General features: G+C 38.8%; 17 protein-coding genes. All 17 read left to right on the top strand.

Features of this window, described 5'->3' with window-relative positions:
* Nucleotides 1–162: 162 nt before the first annotated feature.
* The 17 genes from ACIQXW_RS23925 to lysS all read left to right on the top strand — a co-directional run bounded on the left by ACIQXW_RS23925 (nt 163) and on the right by lysS (nt 19,838).
* Nucleotides 163–2,556 (top strand): SpoIIE family protein phosphatase, encoded by a 2,394-nt coding sequence (locus ACIQXW_RS23925; protein ID WP_340821434.1) that lies wholly within the window; start codon nt 163–165, stop codon nt 2,554–2,556.
* Nucleotides 2,557–2,584: 28 nt separating this feature from the next.
* Nucleotides 2,585–3,991: a tRNA lysidine(34) synthetase TilS gene (gene tilS, locus ACIQXW_RS23930; protein WP_402766275.1), complete on the top strand. Its 1,407-nt coding sequence runs from the start codon at nt 2,585–2,587 to the stop codon at nt 3,989–3,991.
* 69 nt (nt 3,992–4,060) lie between these two features.
* Entirely contained in the window at nt 4,061–4,603 is a 543-nt protein-coding gene (gene hpt, locus ACIQXW_RS23935; protein ID WP_228134267.1) for a hypoxanthine phosphoribosyltransferase, read from the top strand.
* Between the two features lie 292 nt (nt 4,604–4,895).
* Nucleotides 4,896–6,923 (top strand): ATP-dependent zinc metalloprotease FtsH, encoded by a 2,028-nt coding sequence (gene ftsH, locus ACIQXW_RS23940; RefSeq protein ID WP_340821431.1) that lies wholly within the window; start codon nt 4,896–4,898, stop codon nt 6,921–6,923.
* Nucleotides 6,924–7,044: 121 nt separating this feature from the next.
* Nucleotides 7,045–7,878, top strand: coding sequence for an aldo/keto reductase (locus ACIQXW_RS23945; RefSeq protein WP_401022423.1), 834 nt, complete (start codon nt 7,045–7,047; stop codon nt 7,876–7,878).
* A 239-nt stretch (nt 7,879–8,117) separates the two neighbouring features.
* Complete coding sequence (locus tag ACIQXW_RS23950; RefSeq protein ID WP_402766279.1) at nt 8,118–8,885, top strand: type III pantothenate kinase; 768 nt, start codon at nt 8,118–8,120, stop codon at nt 8,883–8,885.
* A gap of 21 nt (nt 8,886–8,906) precedes the next feature.
* Nucleotides 8,907–9,788 (top strand): Hsp33 family molecular chaperone HslO, encoded by an 882-nt coding sequence (gene hslO / locus ACIQXW_RS23955; protein ID WP_340821427.1) that lies wholly within the window; start codon nt 8,907–8,909, stop codon nt 9,786–9,788.
* Entirely contained in the window at nt 9,772–10,737 is a 966-nt protein-coding gene (locus tag ACIQXW_RS23960) for a peptidyl-prolyl cis-trans isomerase (protein ID WP_340821425.1), read from the top strand. The genes hslO and ACIQXW_RS23960 overlap by 17 nt, the downstream gene beginning before the upstream one ends.
* Nucleotides 10,738–10,889: 152 nt before the next feature.
* Nucleotides 10,890–11,819: a cysteine synthase A gene (cysK, locus tag ACIQXW_RS23965; RefSeq protein WP_337980132.1), complete on the top strand. Its 930-nt coding sequence runs from the start codon at nt 10,890–10,892 to the stop codon at nt 11,817–11,819.
* Nucleotides 11,820–12,357: 538 nt separating this feature from the next.
* Nucleotides 12,358–13,767 (top strand): anthranilate synthase component I family protein, encoded by a 1,410-nt coding sequence (locus ACIQXW_RS23970; protein ID WP_402766283.1) that lies wholly within the window; start codon nt 12,358–12,360, stop codon nt 13,765–13,767.
* Nucleotides 13,764–14,345 (top strand): aminodeoxychorismate/anthranilate synthase component II, encoded by a 582-nt coding sequence (pabA, locus tag ACIQXW_RS23975; protein ID WP_402766285.1) that lies wholly within the window; start codon nt 13,764–13,766, stop codon nt 14,343–14,345. The genes ACIQXW_RS23970 and pabA overlap by 4 nt, the downstream gene beginning before the upstream one ends.
* Nucleotide 14,346: 1 nt before the next feature.
* The gene (gene pabC / locus ACIQXW_RS23980) at nt 14,347–15,186 is read left to right on the top strand and encodes an aminodeoxychorismate lyase (protein WP_340821423.1); all 840 of its coding nucleotides are present in this window, start codon (nt 14,347–14,349) and stop codon (nt 15,184–15,186) included.
* 13 nt (nt 15,187–15,199) lie between these two features.
* Nucleotides 15,200–16,054, top strand: coding sequence for a dihydropteroate synthase (folP, locus tag ACIQXW_RS23985; RefSeq protein ID WP_340821422.1), 855 nt, complete (start codon nt 15,200–15,202; stop codon nt 16,052–16,054).
* Nucleotides 16,054–16,419 carry a dihydroneopterin aldolase gene (gene folB, locus ACIQXW_RS23990; RefSeq protein ID WP_340821420.1) on the top strand — a complete coding sequence of 122 codons (366 nt, stop codon included), beginning with the start codon at nt 16,054–16,056 and terminating at the stop codon, nt 16,417–16,419. Before folP ends, folB begins: the two co-directional genes overlap by 1 nt.
* Nucleotides 16,419–16,940 carry a 2-amino-4-hydroxy-6-hydroxymethyldihydropteridine diphosphokinase gene (folK, locus tag ACIQXW_RS23995; protein WP_340821418.1) on the top strand — a complete coding sequence of 174 codons (522 nt, stop codon included), beginning with the start codon at nt 16,419–16,421 and terminating at the stop codon, nt 16,938–16,940. Before folB ends, folK begins: the two co-directional genes overlap by 1 nt.
* A 117-nt stretch (nt 16,941–17,057) precedes the next feature.
* Nucleotides 17,058–18,098 carry a tRNA dihydrouridine synthase DusB gene (gene dusB, locus ACIQXW_RS24000; protein WP_401022437.1) on the top strand — a complete coding sequence of 347 codons (1,041 nt, stop codon included), beginning with the start codon at nt 17,058–17,060 and terminating at the stop codon, nt 18,096–18,098.
* 237 nt (nt 18,099–18,335) lie between these two features.
* The gene (lysS, locus tag ACIQXW_RS24005; protein WP_340821416.1) at nt 18,336–19,838 is read left to right on the top strand and encodes a lysine--tRNA ligase; all 1,503 of its coding nucleotides are present in this window, start codon (nt 18,336–18,338) and stop codon (nt 19,836–19,838) included.
* The last annotated feature ends 537 nt before the right edge of the window (nt 19,839–20,375 follow it).

The following is a 20,375-nucleotide window of genomic DNA, read 5'->3' on the forward strand; positions in this document are numbered from 1 at the left end:
CAAACAAGTACAGCTACCCATTTTTTTAGTAGTTACTGACATTTATCGTATTTATGCATATGTATTCGTCGAAATGTTTATATTTTTTTTTGCCATCGTCAGACAATCTTTCCACACATAATTTCTTATAATAACGAAAAAGTGTAGAAAGGGGATTATGAAATGACTAGTGTTGAATGGTATGAAACAGCGAATGTAGACGACCAAAAATCGGGGGCGAGAAAAAGGCAATTATTTATAGGTTCCCTATTTTTTTTAACATCCTTCTTTTTAGCTCAATCTGTTGTGTTTGAAGCAGCTGTACCTTTCTCTGTACCTTTTTGGGCGATAATTCGCAGTAAGTATAAAGAGTATGCGAAATTCGTATTATTTGGCGGTTTAATAGGCTGCTATTTCCTAGGTTTTGGACAAGTCCTCATTCTAGCATTACAAATAGGCATGTACGAGTGTATAATGCGTTTCCGATATTGGCGACTCCCTCAAAGCATTGCCGTTTCTCTTGCTGTACTAAGCGTGCAAGTATTGTGGCAGGGCATCATGTACCAGGGTCTTCCGCCGGTGCTTGTGCAATTTTATGTAGGGTGTGAGGTAGCATTAGCACTTATTATGACGTTATTTATGCAAGTGCTTTTCGTCAACTCATATGAGTGGTTTACAAGCAATTGGACATATGAACGGCTTGGCTCAGCACTAGTTGTATTTGCAGCTATGCTAACAGGAATGCAAGCGGTCGTCATTAGCTATTTTTCATTGCCAATTTTTTTATTGCAGCTACTAATTTGTTTTGGTGCATTTGTAGGAAGTGTGCCACTAGCGACAGTTATAGGAGCGATACTCGGAACGCTTATCGGGGTGGCCAAGCTATCGTTTACAGGGATGCTATCAGTAGCTACTTTAACAGGTCTTTGTGCAGGTATGGGAGCACGTGCAGGAAGATTTGGTGTGGCAATCGGTAGTATTTTGCCAAGTGTGTTTTTTTTATTTTATGATGCAACATTGCCTTTAGATAGCGTGTATTTCACTTCAATTGCTATAGGCAGTATTATTTTTTTAGTTATTCCTAAAAGCTATTCAGATAAAGTACGGAATAAGCTTTTTCCAAAACGGGAAGAAGTGTTATTAGCAAGGCAGCATTGGTTGACAGAGCATGTTACATTTAAGCTAGAGCACTTTCAACACTTTGTTCATTTCATGAAAGAGCTAGTCTTTGAACGCTTTATGACAGCCCCTGTAGCGGTGAAAGAGGAAGTAGCCCCTATGAATACATGTTTAAGCTGTTTTCGCCATGATCGGTGCTGGGGGGCACAAAATAATGGCATGGACAAGCTTATGACGGATTGGTTTCATATGAAAGGGGTAGGGAAGGAATCAGCTATCCACCGAGTAGAAGAACAAATACGTTATAAATGTGTTAAATCAACGAAAATATTCGAGGAGTTAGATACTGAACTTTATAGAGAGCGTATTAATGGCCAGTATTTTCATGGTAAAAAAATGATCGCACTACAGCTACGTGATATGAGTAATCACCTTAATCAGCTCATCGCTGAGATGAAAGAAGAAACGATCTCATTCGTTAGTGTGGAGAAGGATATTGTGCAACGATTGAAGGATGCCCATATAGAATGTTTTCAACTTGATGTGCTGAGCAATAAGGCAGGAGCGCGAAAAATAGTGTGTGCATTAGCACCTGCACGTGTCGATTGGGAAGAGGATACGACATTGGCTGAACGTATGATTTTACCAATTTTATACGATATTTTTGATGAACCATTTGAAATTGAAAAAGTAGTTGAATGTGATGTACCATTTCGTCACATACAAGTAAGCTTTAGGTCAGCTATTAGCTTTGAAGTAGAGTATGATATATATAGCATGTCAAAAGATGCAACACTCTACTCTGGTGACTCCCATGCGCTGTTTCAACTGCATCCAGGGCTATTTGCAATATTATTGTCCGATGGTATGGGTCAGAGTAAAGAAGCACAGCATGAGAGTAGAAAATTGATTCATTTAATGCGGGAATGCTTGAATTTTAATATGAATCCCGAGACTGCTATGCATACATTGCATTATGTGATGTCACTTAAACAACAAGATGATATGTATGCAACACTTGATTTTGCTCTAGTGGATTTACAACATGGTGATTTATGGTCGTGGAAGGCGGGGGGAATGTCCACCTATATTTTACGAGGTAAAGAGGTGTTGAAAGTAGAAAGTAACGCAGCGCCAGTCGGCTTTTTGTCGATTTCAGCGGTTGAGGCTGAAAAAAGAAAGCTTAAGGCAGGCGACGTCATTCTTATGCATTCAGATGGTCTGTTTTCAAGTGTTGCCGATTGGGATGAACAGGAAGAAGCATTTTTAGCGTTCGCACAACAGGTAGCAAGCACAAATAAAACAATCCAAGATAAATTAACAACCATTATGCAGTCCTTCCAGACGTATTATGAAATAGAAGATGACTGTACAGTGTTGATGTTAGAAGTTACCCACGTCGTACCAACATGGGCGGTATTTAAACCGGTTCAATATTCCATGAGTAAATCGTCATAACAGAAAACGAAAAGGGGAGGAGAAGCGTTTGTCATTTGAATTAAAAGTTAAACAATTTATTGATGAAGAGCAATTACTACAGCAAGACGATCATCTTCTCATCGCCGTTTCGGGTGGTGTAGATTCAATGGCATTACTCCATTACTTTGTTAAAACAAAAGAACAATGGGGGATTGAAATCGAGGCAGTGCATGTCGATCATATGTTAAGAGGTGAGGCATCAGCTGAGGATCGAGCTTTTGTGCAAAAATATTGTGATAAATATGGTATTGTCTTGCATTCAACAGCGATTCCAATTCCAGAAATTATAGCGTCAGAAAATGGCAACTCACAGCTGATTTGTCGTAGAGAACGTTATCGTTATTTTGGAGAGATCATACATACAACGAAGGCAACCAAGCTTGTAACTGCACATCATGCGGACGACCAACTGGAGTCAGTATTAATGGCCCTGACGAAAAATGCCACGATGAATAGTATGCAAGGTATTCGCTCACAGCGTTTTTTTGAAGGAAAATCATTAATTCGTCCGTTTTTAACGGTTACAAAGTCCGAAATAAGGGAATATTTACAGAAGCAAGGCTTGAATTATCGTGAAGACGCGAGCAATACGAAAGATTCCTACGTAAGAAATCGCTTTAGACACCACGTAGTACCACTATTGGAAGCGGAAAACCCACGGGTAGCTGAGCAGACGAGTCGTTTTACAAAGCATTTACAAGAGGATGATGCGTACTTAATGACACTTGCGCAAGACATATTTTCAAAAACAGTAAAATTATACAATGGAAATATGTATAGTATGGAGATAGAAACGTTTGAAATGGTAGCACCTGCTTTACAAAGGAGGCTCATTTTAATACTATTAAACTATCTTTACAAAGATTCAAATACGATACAAAGTTATGCTATCTTAACTTCGCTTTCAAAGCTTTGTGAAACAACATCTGGGTATGCTGAAATTCACTTGCCAGAAGGTTTTATAGCAGTTCGCCGTTATGGCAAATTGACGATTCAGAAAAGCGAAACATTAGAAAGTGAAATTTATCCTGAAAATGGATTTGTTTTGACTGCTGATGGAGGGACGATATTGACAAATGGTGCTCATCTATCTGTCGTTCGGCTATCTGAATTAGCACCTGAATTGCTTACGGACTCTGCACAACTTTTTTACTTTAACGCTAATAAACTTACACTTCCACTCTATATTAGGGCACGTAAGGAAGGAGACCGAATGCTGTTAAAAGGAATGGATAAGCCCAAACGTTTATCTCGCCTTTTTATAGATGAAAAGATTCCTTTAAATGAGCGAAATAGCTGGCCGTTACTGATTTCTCAATCTGACGAGGTCGTAGCGGTAATTGGTGTGCGTATGGGTATTTACTTTTCAACTACCCCGCAGCCAAGCGATGATACAGTGCTCATCGTAGACTAATGGTCTTTGTAAAATATTTCACCTACATACAGGTTGAAAATTTTTGAAACAACACGAGGAGGAATCGATATGTTACAAAATGACATCGAAAAAATTATGATTACTGAAGAACAACTGCAAGAAAGAATCGCTGTGCTAGGTGCCCAATTAACAGAGGAATATAAAGATTCATTCCCGTTAGCTGTTGGCGTACTTAAAGGTGCGATGCCATTTATGACAGACTTGATGAAACGTTTCGATTCTTTTATTGAGCTAGATTTTATGGATGTTTCTAGCTACGGTAATGCCACTGTTTCATCTGGCGAAGTAAAGATTTTAAAGGATTTAAATACAAGTGTTGAAGGGCGTGACGTATTAATTATCGAGGACATCATCGATAGCGGATTAACGCTTAGCTACTTAGTAGATCTATTTAAGTATCGTAAAGCAAAATCAATCAAAATTGTTACTCTTTTAGACAAACCGTCAGGACGAAAAGTAAATCTTGCTGCTGACTATGTTGGCTTCAAAGTTCCAGATGGCTTTGTAGTTGGTTATGGTTTAGACTACGCGGAAAAATACCGCAACTTACCATACATCGGTATTTTAAAACCGGAAGTTTATTCGTTTTAATGCTTAAATATCCACTCAATTTTACGAGTGGGTACAAGTTAATGCCTCCAGCGGCTGACATAGGTGTTGTGTTGTTAAGATACAATTCAATTACGGGCACACAAAAGCTGTGCCAAAAAGGAATCACCGGGTGCAAATAGGCTGGGATTTTAATTAGTAGGAATAAATATGTTTAGATTTCGACAAAATTCGAACGAAACTTTTTTTAAGTAAGGCTTTTCGTTGTATGATGAAATCATGATATGTTAAGATTTTACTTATAATTTTTCTGTTTGTAATGAGGAGGCTGGAGATGAATCGAATATTTCGATATACCATATTCTATTTACTGATTTTCCTAGTGATCATTGGTATATTTGGTACTTTCAACGGTGGTAAATCACCGACGAATGAAATTACTTACCCAGAGTTTTTAGAAGCTCTTGATAAGAATGAAATTACAGAAGCAAAAATTCAACCTGATAAATCAGTATATATTGTTGAAGGTTCCATGAAAGGTTATGAAAAAGGCGAAAGTTTTACAGTTAACCTTCCCCGTGATAACCAATCATTGATGGATCGAATCGATGCAGCTGCTAAGGATAAGAATAGCAATATAGATTTCTTGAAAGCACCAGAAACGAGTGGATGGGTACAGTTCTTTACAGGTATTATTCCATTCATCATTATCATCTTCTTATTCTTCTTCCTAATGAGTCAATCTCAAGGTGGCGGCAATAAAGTAATGAGCTTTGGTAAAAGTAAAGCTAAGCTTTATGATGACCAAAAGAAAAAAGTTCGTTTTACTGATGTAGCGGGTGCAGATGAAGAGAAAGCGGAGCTTGTAGAGGTTGTAGATTTCTTAAAAGATCACCGCAAATTCACTGAAATTGGTGCTCGTATTCCAAAAGGTATCTTACTTGTAGGTCCTCCGGGTACAGGTAAAACATTACTTGCTCGTGCAGTAGCTGGTGAAGCTGGCGTTCCATTCTTCTCGATTTCAGGTTCTGACTTCGTAGAAATGTTTGTCGGCGTAGGTGCTTCGCGTGTGCGTGATTTATTTGAAAATGCAAAGAAAAATGCTCCATGTATCATTTTCATTGATGAAATTGATGCTGTTGGTCGTCAACGTGGCGCCGGTCTTGGTGGTGGACACGATGAACGTGAGCAAACATTGAACCAATTACTAGTTGAAATGGATGGCTTCGGTGCGAACGAAGGTATTATTATTATCGCTGCAACAAACCGTCCAGATATTTTAGATAAAGCGTTATTACGTCCAGGTCGTTTTGACCGTCAAATTACAGTAGGACATCCTGATGTAAAAGGTCGTGAAGCAATTCTAAAAGTGCATGCACGCAATAAGCCACTTTCTGATTCAGTGGATTTAGCAGCTGTAGCACAACGTACACCGGGATTCTCTGGTGCCGATTTAGAAAACTTATTAAACGAAGCCGCTCTTGTAGCTGCTCGTAAAAGTAAACGTTCGATTAATATGGCAGATATCGATGAGGCATCTGACCGTGTAATCGCAGGTCCAGCAAAAGCTAGCCGCGTTTACTCAGCAAAAGAGAAAAAACTTGTATCCTTCCATGAAGCTGGTCACGTTGTAGTTGGTCTAGAACTTGATGAAGCGGATACAGTTCATAAAGTAACGATTGTACCACGCGGTCAAGCGGGTGGTTATGCAATTATGTTACCGAAGGAAGAGCGTTTCTTCACTACGAAACAAGAGCTTTTAGACCGTATTGCAGGACTACTTGGTGGTCGTGTGGCGGAGGAAATTGTGCTAGGTGAAGTATCTACAGGAGCTCATAATGACTTCCAAAAGGTAACAAGTATTGCGCGCGCTATGGTTACTGAATATGGTATGAGTGAAAATCTTGGAGCAATGCAGTTTGGGTCAAGTCAAGGAGGGAATGTATTCCTTGGTCGTGACTTCAATTCAGATCAAAACTACTCTGATTCAGTTGCTTATGAAATCGATAAAGAAATGCAAAAAATTATCGATACGCAATATGAACGTACTAAACGTATTCTGACAGAAAACCGTCAGTTACTTGATTTAATTGCGACAACATTAATGGAAAAAGAAACATTAAATGCGCAAGAAATTGAGCATTTACGTGATCATGGTGTCCTGCCAGAACCGGAAGCGGTGGAAAACGCTGAAGACGAAGCGCCAAAAGCTGAAGCACAACCGTCATTAGAAAAAGTCGGAAAACCTGTTCTTGAAAAAGAATTGCTAAGTGATGCGCCAACTCCAACAACAGCGGATTTACCAAAAGAAGGTTTGGATCAAACTGATTCTCCAAAAGGAATCGACGAAAAACGTGAGTAATCACGTAAAAGACTGCTTATGAATTTTCATAAGCAGTCTTTTTCTTTGCCTTTTTTTAGTATGAAGCATTAGGATATAAATAGTATATTATGCATCTGCATAATGGATTGGAGTGTTGAACATGGGAAATGTAACATTGAACAATGGTCTAGAAATGCCTTTAGTAGGCTATGGTGTCTTCCGTGTGCCAGATGGAGATGATTTGGCTGAGGCTGTTAAAACTGCTATCGCAAAAGGTTACCGTAGTATAGATACTGCGCAAGTGTACCGTAATGAAGAAAGTGTTGGGCGAGGAATTCGCGCAGCAATTGATGAAGGACTCGTTTCGCGCGATGAACTTTTTGTAACTTCTAAAGTATGGAATGATGGACTTTCTTATGAAGAGACACTTGCCGCATATGATAGTAGTTTAGAAAAACTAGGCTTAGATTATTTAGATTTATATTTAATTCATTGGCCAGGCTTAGATACGAACTATATTGAGGCATATAAAGCACTTGAAAAAATTTATCAGGACGGCCGTGTTCGTTCGATAGGTGTAAGTAATTTCCATGTGCATCATTTAGAACTTTTATTAAAAGAAACTACGGTTATTCCAGTCATCAATCAGATTGAATTCCACCCTCATTTAACGCAAGAAGAAGTGCGTCACTACTGTAAAGAACACGGTATTCAAGTAGAAGCGTGGTCACCTTTAATGAATGGTTCATTGTTAGAGGAAGAGTTGATTCAACAGTTAGCAAGTAAATATAGTAAAACACCAGCGCAAATTGTTTTGCGATATGATGTTCAGCATGATGTTGTAACAATTCCAAAAACAATGACACCAGCACGTATGACAGAGAACTTACATGTTTTTGATTTTGCTTTAACAGATGAGGAAATGGCACAGTTAGATGCAATGAACGACGGTCTACGTTGTGGTCCTGATCCTGAAAAATTTAATTTTAAATAATGATTAAGGAGCTACCTTCTAAAATGTAGAGTAGCTCCTTTTATCGTAAGTAGGAATGCTGTTTCATTGACTTAAAAGTGTGGTATCATTTTCTAAAGTGTTCAAACTTTATTTGGCGTTCATTGAAGCGCCTTCTTAAAATAAAGTAGGAGCGACTAGTCATGGAAGTGGATTTGCACTAATGTTAAATGCAAATTAGCACATGGCATAAAGGTGAATTTGATATGGAGGCATCGTCCATGATTTTAGTTTTGGATGCAGGAAATTCAAATATAGTATTGGGAGTCTATGATACCAATGACCAGCTAGCTTTCCATTGGCGAATGGTAACAGATCTTCGTAAAACAGAAGACGAATATGCGATGCAAGTACTTGCTTTTTTTAATCATGCAGGCATTTCATTTGAACAAATTACTGGCATTATTATATCCTCGGTTGTACCACCAATTATGTTTTCATTAGAATCGATGTGTCAAAAGTATTTTCGTAAAAAACCACTAATAGTTGGACCAGGTGTAAAAACAGGATTAAATATTAAATATGAAAATCCTCGCGAGGTTGGTTCGGATCGTATTGTAAACGCTATAGCAGCACTAGATGCTTATAAAGCGCCGTTAATTATTGTGGATTTTGGTACAGCGACAACATATTGTTATTTGAATGAAAAAGGCGATTACATGGGCGGCGCTATTGCACCAGGAATTTCCATTTCAACTGAGGCACTTTATACGCAGGCAGCTAGGTTACCGCGTATTGAAATACTGCGTCCTACACATATTGTTGGAAAAACTACCGTTTCTGCGATGCAGGCGGGCATTTTTTATGGTTTTGTTGGGCAAGTTGAGGGCATTGTTAATCGCATAAAAGCACAAAGTAAGGAAGAGCCACTTGTTATTGCAACAGGTGGATTAGCAAATTTAATTGCTGGAGAGACGCAAGCTATAGATGTAGTTGATCCATTTTTAACATTAAAAGGTTTATATAAATTATATAAACGTAACCAATAAGAAAAGAGGGACTTTTCATTTATGAAAGATTATTTAGTTCGCGGGTTAGGATTCAATGGGCAGGTGCGTGTTTTTGCAGCATGTACAACTGCAACAGTAGGGGAAGCACAACGTCGTCATAATACTTGGCCTGTTGTGTCGGCAGCTCTTGGTCGTTCAATGACGGCTGGTGTAATGATGGGTGCTATGTTAAAAGGTGAAGAGAAAATCACAATCAAGGTCGAAGGCAATGGTCCAATCGGTCCTATGGTGATTGACAGTAACGCACGTGGTGAAGTGCGCGGTTTCGTGACAAACCCTCACGTGCATTTTGACTTGAATGAACAAGGCAAATTAGATGTACGAGCTGGTGTTGGGTCAGAAGGTGCGTTAACGATTGTAAAAGATCTCGGCTTACGTGATATGTTCTCTGGACAAACACCTATTGTATCTGGCGAAATTGCAGAAGACTTTACTTACTATTTTGCTACATCTGAGCAGGTGCCTTCATCTGTAGGACTAGGCGTATTGGTAAATCCGGATAATTCAATTCTTGCAGCGGGTGGCTTTATTCTTCAGCTTATGCCAGGCTGTGAAGAAGAAACGATTGATGCAATCGAACAGCATTTAGCAACAATTGAACCTGTATCAAAAATGATTGAAAAAGGTTTTACACCAGAGCAAATTTTAGAGGCTGTATTAGGAGAAGGAAAAGTCCAAATTTTAGATTCAATGCCGGTTGAATTTAAATGTCAATGTTCAAAAGAGCGATTTGGAGCAGCAATTTTAGGCTTAGGTTCACAGGAAATTCAAGAAATGATCGATGAAGATGGTGAGGCAGAAGCACAATGTCACTTCTGCTTAGAAACATACCATTTCTCAAAAGAAGAATTAGAAGGGTTTATTGATGAGCTCAACGCGTAATCGTAGACCACAACCATCTTCAACATCAAACCAAACGCCTTTATTGCAACGCCGTTTAAAAACAAAACCGGCTTTAATAATTTTTACCATATTATTATTAGGAAATCTTTTATGGTTCATTGCTTGGTTAATTCCAAATAACGGTCAGGAAATCGGTAGCGACGAACAAGTCGCTGCCGTTGATGGCGATGTCATAACACGCCAAGAGTGGATGATTGCTATGGAAGAACGCTATGGTAAAGAGACACTCCAAAATTTAGTGAATGAATCAGTGATGGAAAAGGCAGCAGATAAATATAAAATAAAAGTGTCTGAAAAAGAAATTGATTTAGAGCTTGCGTTAATGCGTTCAGCTCAAGACAAATTCGATACAGCATTGCAAAATTTATCAGCTGAGCAGCTAAAACAGAAAATTCGCTCAGGTCTTATTTTAGATAAAGTACTGACTAAAGATGTAGTTATTAAAGAAGATAGTATAAAAAAATACTATGAAGAAAACAAAGCGTTATACAATACTGAAACAAGCTATCGCACGAATTTCATTGAGGTGGATTCAAAGAAGGCAGCTGACGAAGCGTTAAGTGAACTGAAAAATGGCTCTGATTTTTCTGTGCTTGCACGCGAAATTTCAATTGATAGCGCATCAGCTAGCTTAGGTGGAGATATCGGTTTCCTAACTGAAAAGCAGGGCAATATTGATCCAGCTATTTTGAAGGCAGCGAAAGCTTTATCAGCTAATGAGGTTAGTAAGGCATTTAAGCTAGATAACGGACATTACGGAATTGTGCAAGTTCAAGAAGTAATAGAAGGTCAATCCTTTACATATGACGATGTGAAAGAACATATCGAACGAGAGCTTGCGTTGGAGCAATTGCAACAATCTATAACACCAGAAGCATTTTGGTCGGAGTTTAAGGCAACTTGGTACTATGGTGAGGCAAAGAAATGATAAAAGGAAGCCAGGGAGTATCGTACTTTCTGGCTTCTAATAAATATTCTGAAAATATAAGTTTTATTGATTGACAATTCAACTAAAAAATTGATAAAATACAAAATAAGTAAAACCTATAAAAATAGTAGGGATTAGGAGTGGATTAATAAATGAGTAGATTAGCAAACTCGGTAGCTGAATTAGTTGGTAAAACACCAATCGTGAAATTAAATCATGCAACAGGTGAGAACGAAGGTACTGTTTATGTTAAATTAGAGTATTTTAACCCGGGAAGCTCTGTAAAAGACCGTTTAGCGTTAGCGATGATCGAAGCTGCTGAACAAGACGGTACGTTAAAACCAGGTGGCACTATTATTGAACCTACTTCAGGTAATACAGGGATTGGATTAGCAATGATCGCTGCAGCTAAAGGATATAAAGCAATCTTAGTAATGCCAGAAACAATGAGTTTAGAGCGCCGTAACCTATTGCGTGCATACGGTGCCGATTTAGTGTTAACACCTGGACCAGCAGGTATGAAAGGCGCTATTGCAAAGGCAGAAGAATTATCTGCAGAACACGGATACTTTTTACCACAACAATTCACAAACCCAGCTAACGCGGTTGTACACCGTTTAACTACAGGTCCAGAAATCGTAGAAGCATTTGATGGCTTAAAATTGGATGCGTTTATTGCTGGCGTTGGTACAGGTGGTACGATTACAGGTGCTGGTAGCGTATTAAAAGAGAAATATCCAGAAATCGAAATTATTGCTGTTGAGCCGAAAGACTCTCCAGTACTTTCAGGAGGCCAACCAGGTCCACATAAAATCCAAGGTATTGGTGCTGGATTTGTGCCTGCAGTTTTAGATACAGATGTTTATTCATCAGTATTCCCTGTGGAAAATGAAATTGCGTTTGATGTAGCTCGTAAAGTTGCGCGTGAAGAAGGTATTCTATGCGGTATTTCTTCAGGAGCGGCGATTTATGCAGCTATCGAAACTGCAAAACGTTTAGGTAAAGGCTCAAATGTTCTTGCAATTGTACCTTCAAACGGTGAGCGTTACCTATCTACACCTTTATATCAATTCGAAGACTAATTTGAATATAAAAAGGCTCACCTATGAGTCTTGTAAAAAGTAGGCAAACTCAATTTATAGAGTTTGCCTACTTTTTTTGGAACGGCGGTGACGACGCGTGAAAATAAATGACTTATCTTAAATGTTTGTCCTTTTGCGAAAACTACTTTAGACAGAAGAAGTGGGTTTATACTTAGCTCGAAATTTTTAGCACGCTGCGTTTTGTGGGATGTGTGACACTCCAGCAGGAAAATCAATATTTGCGGCAGGCGCCACCAAAAATAGTTGGAGACGTAACTTGTGAAAGGGAGTGCATGAAACCGAAATTAACAGTTTGTCTATACTCTAAAGGGACACCTATTATAGGAGTCTTTTTATTTTTGCGTTTTTGTGAAAGAAACGGTGCGGTTGTTACTAAATGGTATTTGCATTGTGCTTGCAATCGGTTGTAATTAGTGGGGTGTTTATAGTTATTTTTTGTTAGCAAAAAAAATTCGCATCTTTTCATTTTTCTAGTTAAGATGGAATCACATCATATGATTCAAAGGGGAATAGCGACGTGAATACATTATCAACCAAAACGATGAAGATGGACGCAGATGCGTTTTTTTATAGCTATAAGAAGCAAACAGAACATGAACAAGCCCATGTTTTTTTAGAGAGTGGACGTGGGGGGCATTATTCGATTGCTGCTTGGCAACCTTTAGCAACAGCCCAATCAATTGAAGGTGGTCTGCTAGTGAAGTGGAGAAATGGGAACAGTGAAATGTTAACAGGCGAGCCGCTTGATTTACTAGAACAATTAGTAGCTACCTATCAATTAACTTATGACCATGAGCTACCAGTTTTTCAGGGTGGTGCAATTGGCTTTGTGTCTTACGATTACGCTCGAAAAATTGAAGAGCTGCCTATAGTGGCATCGGATGATTTAATGGTGCCAGATATTTATTTTTATTTATTTGACTGTTGGGCGGTACATGATGTCACGACAAATGAAGTGACGCTTATGAAGTTAGCAGACAGTGATGTAGATTTAGAGGAGCGCGCACAAGCTTGGCAAGTTGCGGCACAGGAAGGTTTACATTTACGGAAATTTGAAAAGACAAGTGCTGTTGAAGTGGTGAATGATGAAAGTGAATTACTTGTGTCATTCGCAGGAACAGATTTTGAAGATGCAGTGGAAAAAATCCAAACGTATATAGCACAGGGTGACGTGTTTCAGGTGAATTTATCGGTGCGTCAATCTAAAAAGTTAAATGCTACTGCAATGGATGTTTATGAGGCATTACGTGCGTTTAATCCGTCACCATATATGGCATATATTGAAGCGCCTGAGTTTGCTGTTGTGTCGGGATCTCCTGAGTTGTTAGTGAAGCGCCAAGGTAATGAGTTATCAACACGACCAATAGCAGGTACGCGTCCGAGAGGAAAGTCAGAAGAGGAAGACATTGCATTGGCGAAAGAATTAATTGATAACGAGAAAGAACGAGCTGAGCATGTAATGCTTGTAGATTTAGAGCGTAATGATTTAGGGAGAGTTTCAGCATACGGTACTGTTGAAGTAGACGAGTTTATGGTGATTGAACGCTATTCACATGTCATGCATATTGTGTCAAATGTACGTGGTGAAATAGCTGACGGAAAGACAAATGCAGATGTTGTGCGAGCAATGTTCCCAGGCGGTACGATTACGGGGGCACCTAAAATTCGTACGATGGAAATTATTGAAGAACTGGAACCAGTACGTCGAGGATTATACACAGGTTCCATTGGCTGGCTAGGCTATACAGGGGATATGGAATTGAATATTGTTATTCGAACAGCATTTGTAAAAGACGGAATGGCTCATATACAAGCTGGTGCAGGTATTGTTATAGATTCTGTTCCAGAAAGAGAATACCAAGAGTCTTTAAATAAAGCAAAAGCAATGTGGCAGGCTAAGGCAATGGCAGAGGAGCGAGCAAAATGATTTTAATGATTGATAACTATGATTCTTTTACATATAATCTTGTGCAGTATTTTGGAGAATTTGGACATGAGTTAATAGTGAAAAGAAATGATTCGTTAACAGTTGAAGATATTGAAAAACTTGCGCCAGATATGATTGTTATTTCACCAGGACCTTGTAGTCCGAACGAAGCTGGTGAAAGTTTAAACATCATTCGATATTTCGTGGGAAATATTCCTATTTTAGGTGTTTGTCTCGGACATCAAGCAATTGCTCAAGTATTTGGTGGTAATGTAATTCGTGCTGAGCGTTTAATGCATGGTAAAACGTCTCCCGTTTTACATGCGGAAATAGGTCTACATGCAGGTATGCCAAATCCGTTTAAAGCAACACGTTATCATTCCCTTATTGTGGAGAAAGAGTCATTACCAGAATGCTTTGACGTAACTGCATGGACTGAAGAAGGAGAAATTATGGGTATTCGCCATAAAGACTATCCAATTGAAGGTGTGCAATATCATCCGGAATCTATTATGACGGAACAGGGGAAAAAGCTGCTGCGTCATTTTATCGAATTGTACGTACAAGGAGCGAAGTAAAATGCAGTGCTGGATTAATGGAAACTACGTAGCGGCGGATGAATTACGAATCTCACCATTTGACCACGGCTTTTTATATGGGTTAGGTTTTTTTGAGACATTTCGTACTTACAATGGAAAAGTGCTATTTTGGGATGCGCATATGGAAAGATTACAAGCGGCACTATCGCAATTCCATATTCACATGCCATATACAAAGCAGAATTTGCTTGCTGTTTTTGAACAACTAAATGCTTCGGCGGATGGAACAGATGGTTATTTTCGTGTAAATGTCTCTGCTGGTGAGCATGGTATTGGGTTACAGCCGAGGGAGTATACGCAACCAAATGTTATTGTCTTTCGTAAGGAATTACTTGATGCACCTCGTGGGCAAGAAAAAACAGCACAATGGCTAGAGACAAGACGCAATACGCCTGAAGGAGTCTATCGTGTAAAGTCACATCATTATGGCAATAACGTTTTAGGAAGATTTGAAATGCCTTCATTAGCCGTACAGGAAGGTTTCTTTTTAACAGAAGAAGGCTATGTTGCTGAAGGTGTCACATCAAATATTTTCTGGATGAAAGATGATATACTATATACGCCTTCATTAGAAGCTGGTATTTTGCCAGGGATTATACGAGCGTGGGTAATTGAGCGCGCACAATCACTTGGAATTGAAGTACAAGAAGGTCTTTTTACTAAAAATGATGTGGAACAAGGTAGCGAATGTTTTATTACAAACTCTGTGCAAGAGCTTGTTCCCATTTGCAGAATAGAAGATATACAGTTGTTAGGTAATAAAGGACCTATTTATTTGCGTTTACATGAAGCGTTTGTCAAAGAAGTGGAACAAGAATAGAAGGAGCGTCAAAATGCTAGAAAAATATATAACACCGTTAACGATTAACGGGATTACATTAGACTATACAAGCGAAACATACGTAATGGGTATTTTAAATGTCACTCCGGATTCTTTTTCAGATGGAGGAAAATACAATAACGTCGAGGCGGCAGTAGAACAAGCTAAAAAAATGGTCGCTGATGGTGCGAAAATTATTGATGTAGGCGGAGAATCGACACGCCCTGGCTATGAGCGCATTTCTGATGAAGATGAAATTGCTCGCATTGTACCAGTAATTCAGGCACTAATAGCAGAAGTGCCAGCGATTATTTCAGTTGATACTTATAAAGCGAACGTAGCGCGTGCCGCAATTGAAGCGGGTGCGCACATTATTAACGATATTTGGGGTGCAAAGTCAGAACCTGCAATAGCACAGGTTGCTGCAGAACTAAATGTACCTATAATTTTAATGCATAATCGTGAAAATATGGACTACGGAACTGATTTTTGGAAAACAGCAAAGGCTGATCTTGAAGAAAGTATCGCAATTGCGAAAAAGGCGGGTGTGCCGGACACGCATATTATTTTAGATCCAGGTATTGGGTTTGCTAAAACAACACCCCATAATATTGCAATGATGCAGCACCTTGCTGATTTAGTGGACATGGGTTACCCGGTGTTATTAGCAACTTCACGTAAATCGATGATCGGCAATGTATTACAGCTTCCTGTAGAAGAACGAATAGAAGGTACGACTGCAACCGTTGTTTACGGTATTGAAAAAGGCTGCCATATGATTCGTGTGCATGATGTGAAGGAAATGGCACGTGCTTCGCAGATGACAGATGTGTTAGTCGGCAAACGTGTATATGAGGAGGAAGCATAATGGACTATATTCATTTAAAGGACATGCAGTTTTATGGTTACCACGGTGTTTTAGCGGCAGAAACAACACTTGGTCAACGCTTTCGTGCCAATGTTTCGCTTGCAGTTGATATGACCGAGGCGGGAGAAACAGATGATTTAAAGTACACTGTAAATTATGCGGAAGTGTATGAGCTATGTCGTGACATTGTTGAAGGTGAACCATTTAAGTTAATTGAAGCACTTGTATCGAAAATTGCAAACAGTATACTTTCTGCTTATCCTGACAAGGTGAAAGGTGTTCGAGTTGAGCTCATCAAACCAGATCCTCCAATACATGGTTATTATAAAGAAGTTTCAGTTGAGCTTATTAGAGGTGATTTCTAATGAATGATGTATATCTATCAATTGGAACAAATATTGGTGAACGCTATGAAAACCTTCAGCATGCTATCGAACTTTTGATAGGAGAAGAAGGGGTAGAGGTTGTCCGTATATCTTCTATATATGAAACAGCGGCTGTAGGTTACACTGACCAAGCAGATTTTTTAAATATTGCGGTTTATATTAGAACAAGCTACTCTTCTTCGGAAATGCTAAAGGTTTGTCAGTCAGTAGAGAATGAGCTAGGTCGTGTTAGAGAGTTTCGATGGGGACCTCGAATCATTGACCTTGACATTTTGCTCTACAATCACGAAAATATTGAAACAGAGAGTTTGCTTGTGCCACATCCAAGAATGTATGAACGAGCTTTCGTATTAGTGCCACTAATAGAAATTACGCCTACACCAGTAGGAGAGCAATTACAACGAGCGCATGAAACGCTGAAACAGTTAAATTGCCAAGAGGAAGGCATAATGCTGTGGAAGGAATCATCGGATACGAGATTTATGCCGTCTATGAAGTAGCGAGCATAAGTGGGTGATGCCTTATTATTTGTGGTTAACTTAACAATAACTGTCTAAGCATTAACAATAGATCTTTAGGAATGTAGGGTAAAAGCCCGTAGAAGGAGGAAATCGACGTTGAGTCAGACAACTGAGAAGCCGTTTCAAATTGGCGATATTGTCATGGACAACCGTGTCGTCTTAGCACCAATGGCTGGGATTTGTAACTCTGCTTTCCGATTAACAGTAAAAGAATTCGGAGCAGGGCTTGTATATGCCGAAATGATTAGTGATAAAGGGATCGTTAATAAAAACGAAAAAACGTTAGGTATGCTGTATATCGATGAACGAGAAAACCCCCTTTCATTACAAATTTTTGGTGGAGATAAAACGACATTAGTAGAAGCGGCGAAGTATGTAGACGAAAACACAACTGCTGATATTATTGATATTAATATGGGCTGTCCGGTTAATAAAATTATTAAGTGTGAAGCAGGCGCTCGTTTACTTTTAGATCCAAATAAAATTTACGAAATGGTAGCAGCAGTTGTAGATGCTGTGAAAAAGCCAGTCAGCGTAAAAATGCGTATCGGCTGGGATGATGAGCATGTCTTTGCAATAGAAAACGCACAAGCTGTAGAACGTGCTGGCGCTTCAGCGGTAGCGGTTCATGGTCGTACCCGTGTGCAAATGTATGAAGGTAAAGCGAATTGGGATATTATTCGTCAAGTAAAGGAAAATGTAAATATTCCTGTGCTTGGCAATGGTGACGTTGAAACACCGCAAGATGCAAAACGTATGCTTGATACAACGGGTGTGGATGCGGTTATGATAGGACGTGCGGCATTAGGTAATCCGTGGATGATTTATCGTACCGTTCAATATCTTGAAACAGGTGAGTTAAAAGACGAGCCTGGGGTTCGTGAAAAAATGGATGTATGTTTACTGCACTTTGAACGTCTATTGCAACTAAAAGGCGAGAGTGTGGCTGTGCGCGAAATGCGTAAACACGCATCATGGTATTTAAAAGGTATTCGCGGTAATGGTAAAGCTCGTAGTGCCATTAACCAAACGGAAACAGCAGTAGAGCTACGTGCTATACTAAATGGGATTGTGCAAGAATATGAAGAGCTTGAGTCTGGAATTTTTGTGCCAGAGCAGAAAGAATTAATCGTATAAAGTGAAAAGAGGCGTCTCAATTTTATTTTGAGATGCCTCTTTTTTATGTGATTCATGGAAAGAAAGATATAGAACAAACTAGTGTATAAGGAATAAAACTTTTTATGCTCACTTTAATTTTTGGAATTATTAATAATTTTAACTCTTTTGGAAATTAAACCGAAACAGATGAATACAGCATTAAAATTGTGTACAATAGAAATATTATGGACGTAAACGCGGACAATTTAATAAGGAGTGAAACAAGTGTCAAACATAGAAGAGTTAAATGATCAGCTTTTGGTGAGACGTCAAAAGATGACTGCTATTCAAGAGAACGGACAAGATCCATTTGGTAGTCGATTTGAACGTACACATTTATCTACAGAAGTGCGTGAACAATTCGCAGATCAAACAAAAGAACAGCTAGAAGAAAACTTACAAGAAGTTATTATCGCAGGTCGTATTATGACAAAGCGCGGTAAAGGGAAAGCTGGATTTGCACATATTCAAGATTTAGGTGGCCAAATTCAAATCTACGTTCGCCAGGACCATGTTGGTGAAGATGCTTATAACTTATTTAAACAAGCTGACCTAGGCGATATCGTTGGTGTACGTGGTAACGTATTCCGTACGCAAGTGGGAGAACTTTCAGTAAAAGCTGAAGGATTTACATTCCTAACAAAAGCGCTACGTCCTATGCCTGAAAAATTCCATGGCTTACAAGATGTAGAACAACGTTACCGTCAACGTTATTTAGATTTAATGACAAATGAAGATAGCAAAAATACATTTATTACACGTTCTAAAATTATCCGTGCTATTCGTAACTATTTAGATAACGCAGGTTATTTAGAGGTGGAAACACCAATGCTTCATACTATTGCTGGTGGTGCAGCGGCTCGTCCATTCATTACTCACCACAACGCACTTGATATGGAACTATATATGCGTATCGCTATCGAGTTGCACTTAAAACGTTTAATTGTTGGTGGACTAGAAAAAGTCTATGAAATCGGTCGTGTATTCCGTAACGAAGGTATCTCAACTCGTCATAATCCAGAGTTTACAATGATTGAACTGTACGAAGCTTACGCGGACTACAAAGATATTATGTCATTAACAGAAAACTTAATTGCACATGTAGCACAAGAAGTACTTGGTACAACGTTAGTTCAATACGGTGAAGATGAGATCAACCTAGCAGTTGGTTGGAGACGTGTTCACATGGTAGATGCTGTTAAAGAAGCTACAGGTGTAGATTTCTGGCAACCGATGACGAAAGAACAAGCTCAGGCACTTGCTCAAGAGCATGGAGTAGAAGTAAAGGCTGCGCATGAAGTCGGCCATATTATTAACGAATTCTTCGAGCAAAAAGTAGAAGAAACTCTTGTGCAACCAACATTCGTGTTCGGTCACCCAGTAGAAATTTCTCCTTTAGCGAAGAAAAATCCAGAGGACGAGCGATTTACAGATCGTTTTGAGTTGTTTATCGTGCGACGTGAGCATGCAAATGCCTTTACAGAACTAAATGACCCAATCGATCAACGCGAACGCTTTGAGGCGCAATTAGCTGAAAAAGAAGCTGGTAATGACGAAGCACACGAAATGGATAATGACTTTATTGAAGCTTTAGAATTCGGTATGCCGCCAACAGGTGGTTTAGGTATAGGTATCGACCGTTTAATCATGCTTCTTACAAACTCTCCATCAATTCGTGACGTATTATTATTCCCAACAATGCGCCACACTACAAAATAATATCTTATATAAGGAGATCCTTTATAAAAAGGGTCTCCTTATTTTATTGTGAAATTACAAAAACAGAGGTATAGTAAAATTAATGTTTTAGAGGAACAATAAATGCAAAAACATTGTAGCTAGAATAAGCTATTAATAGCTTACTAATGACGTTTTTTTTATAAAATGATATTTTTGTAGAAAAACACTTGCAGAGATTATAGAATCGTGTTAAATTATTACTTGTCGCTAAGACGACGCAACATTAAGTATTACAAACTATTAATAACATCACAAAAAAGTGTTGACACCAACATTACATAGTGGTAAGATTTAAAAGTTGTCACTTCTTAAGGGGATAAAATATTTCAAAAAGTTGTTGACAAAGAAAATCGAAAATGTTATTATATAAAAGTTACTGAAAATAACTGGTAACGAAATGAACCTTGAAAACTGAACAAGTAAAACGTAATCAATATAGTTTTTATTAGCTAACTTCGTTAGTGAACGAAACAAAATTTTGGACATCAAAATTGATGCCAGCAAAACAATTTGAGC

Source organism: Lysinibacillus sp. NPDC097162 (assembly GCF_044762185.1).
Lineage (GTDB): Bacteria > Bacillota > Bacilli > Bacillales_A > Planococcaceae > Lysinibacillus.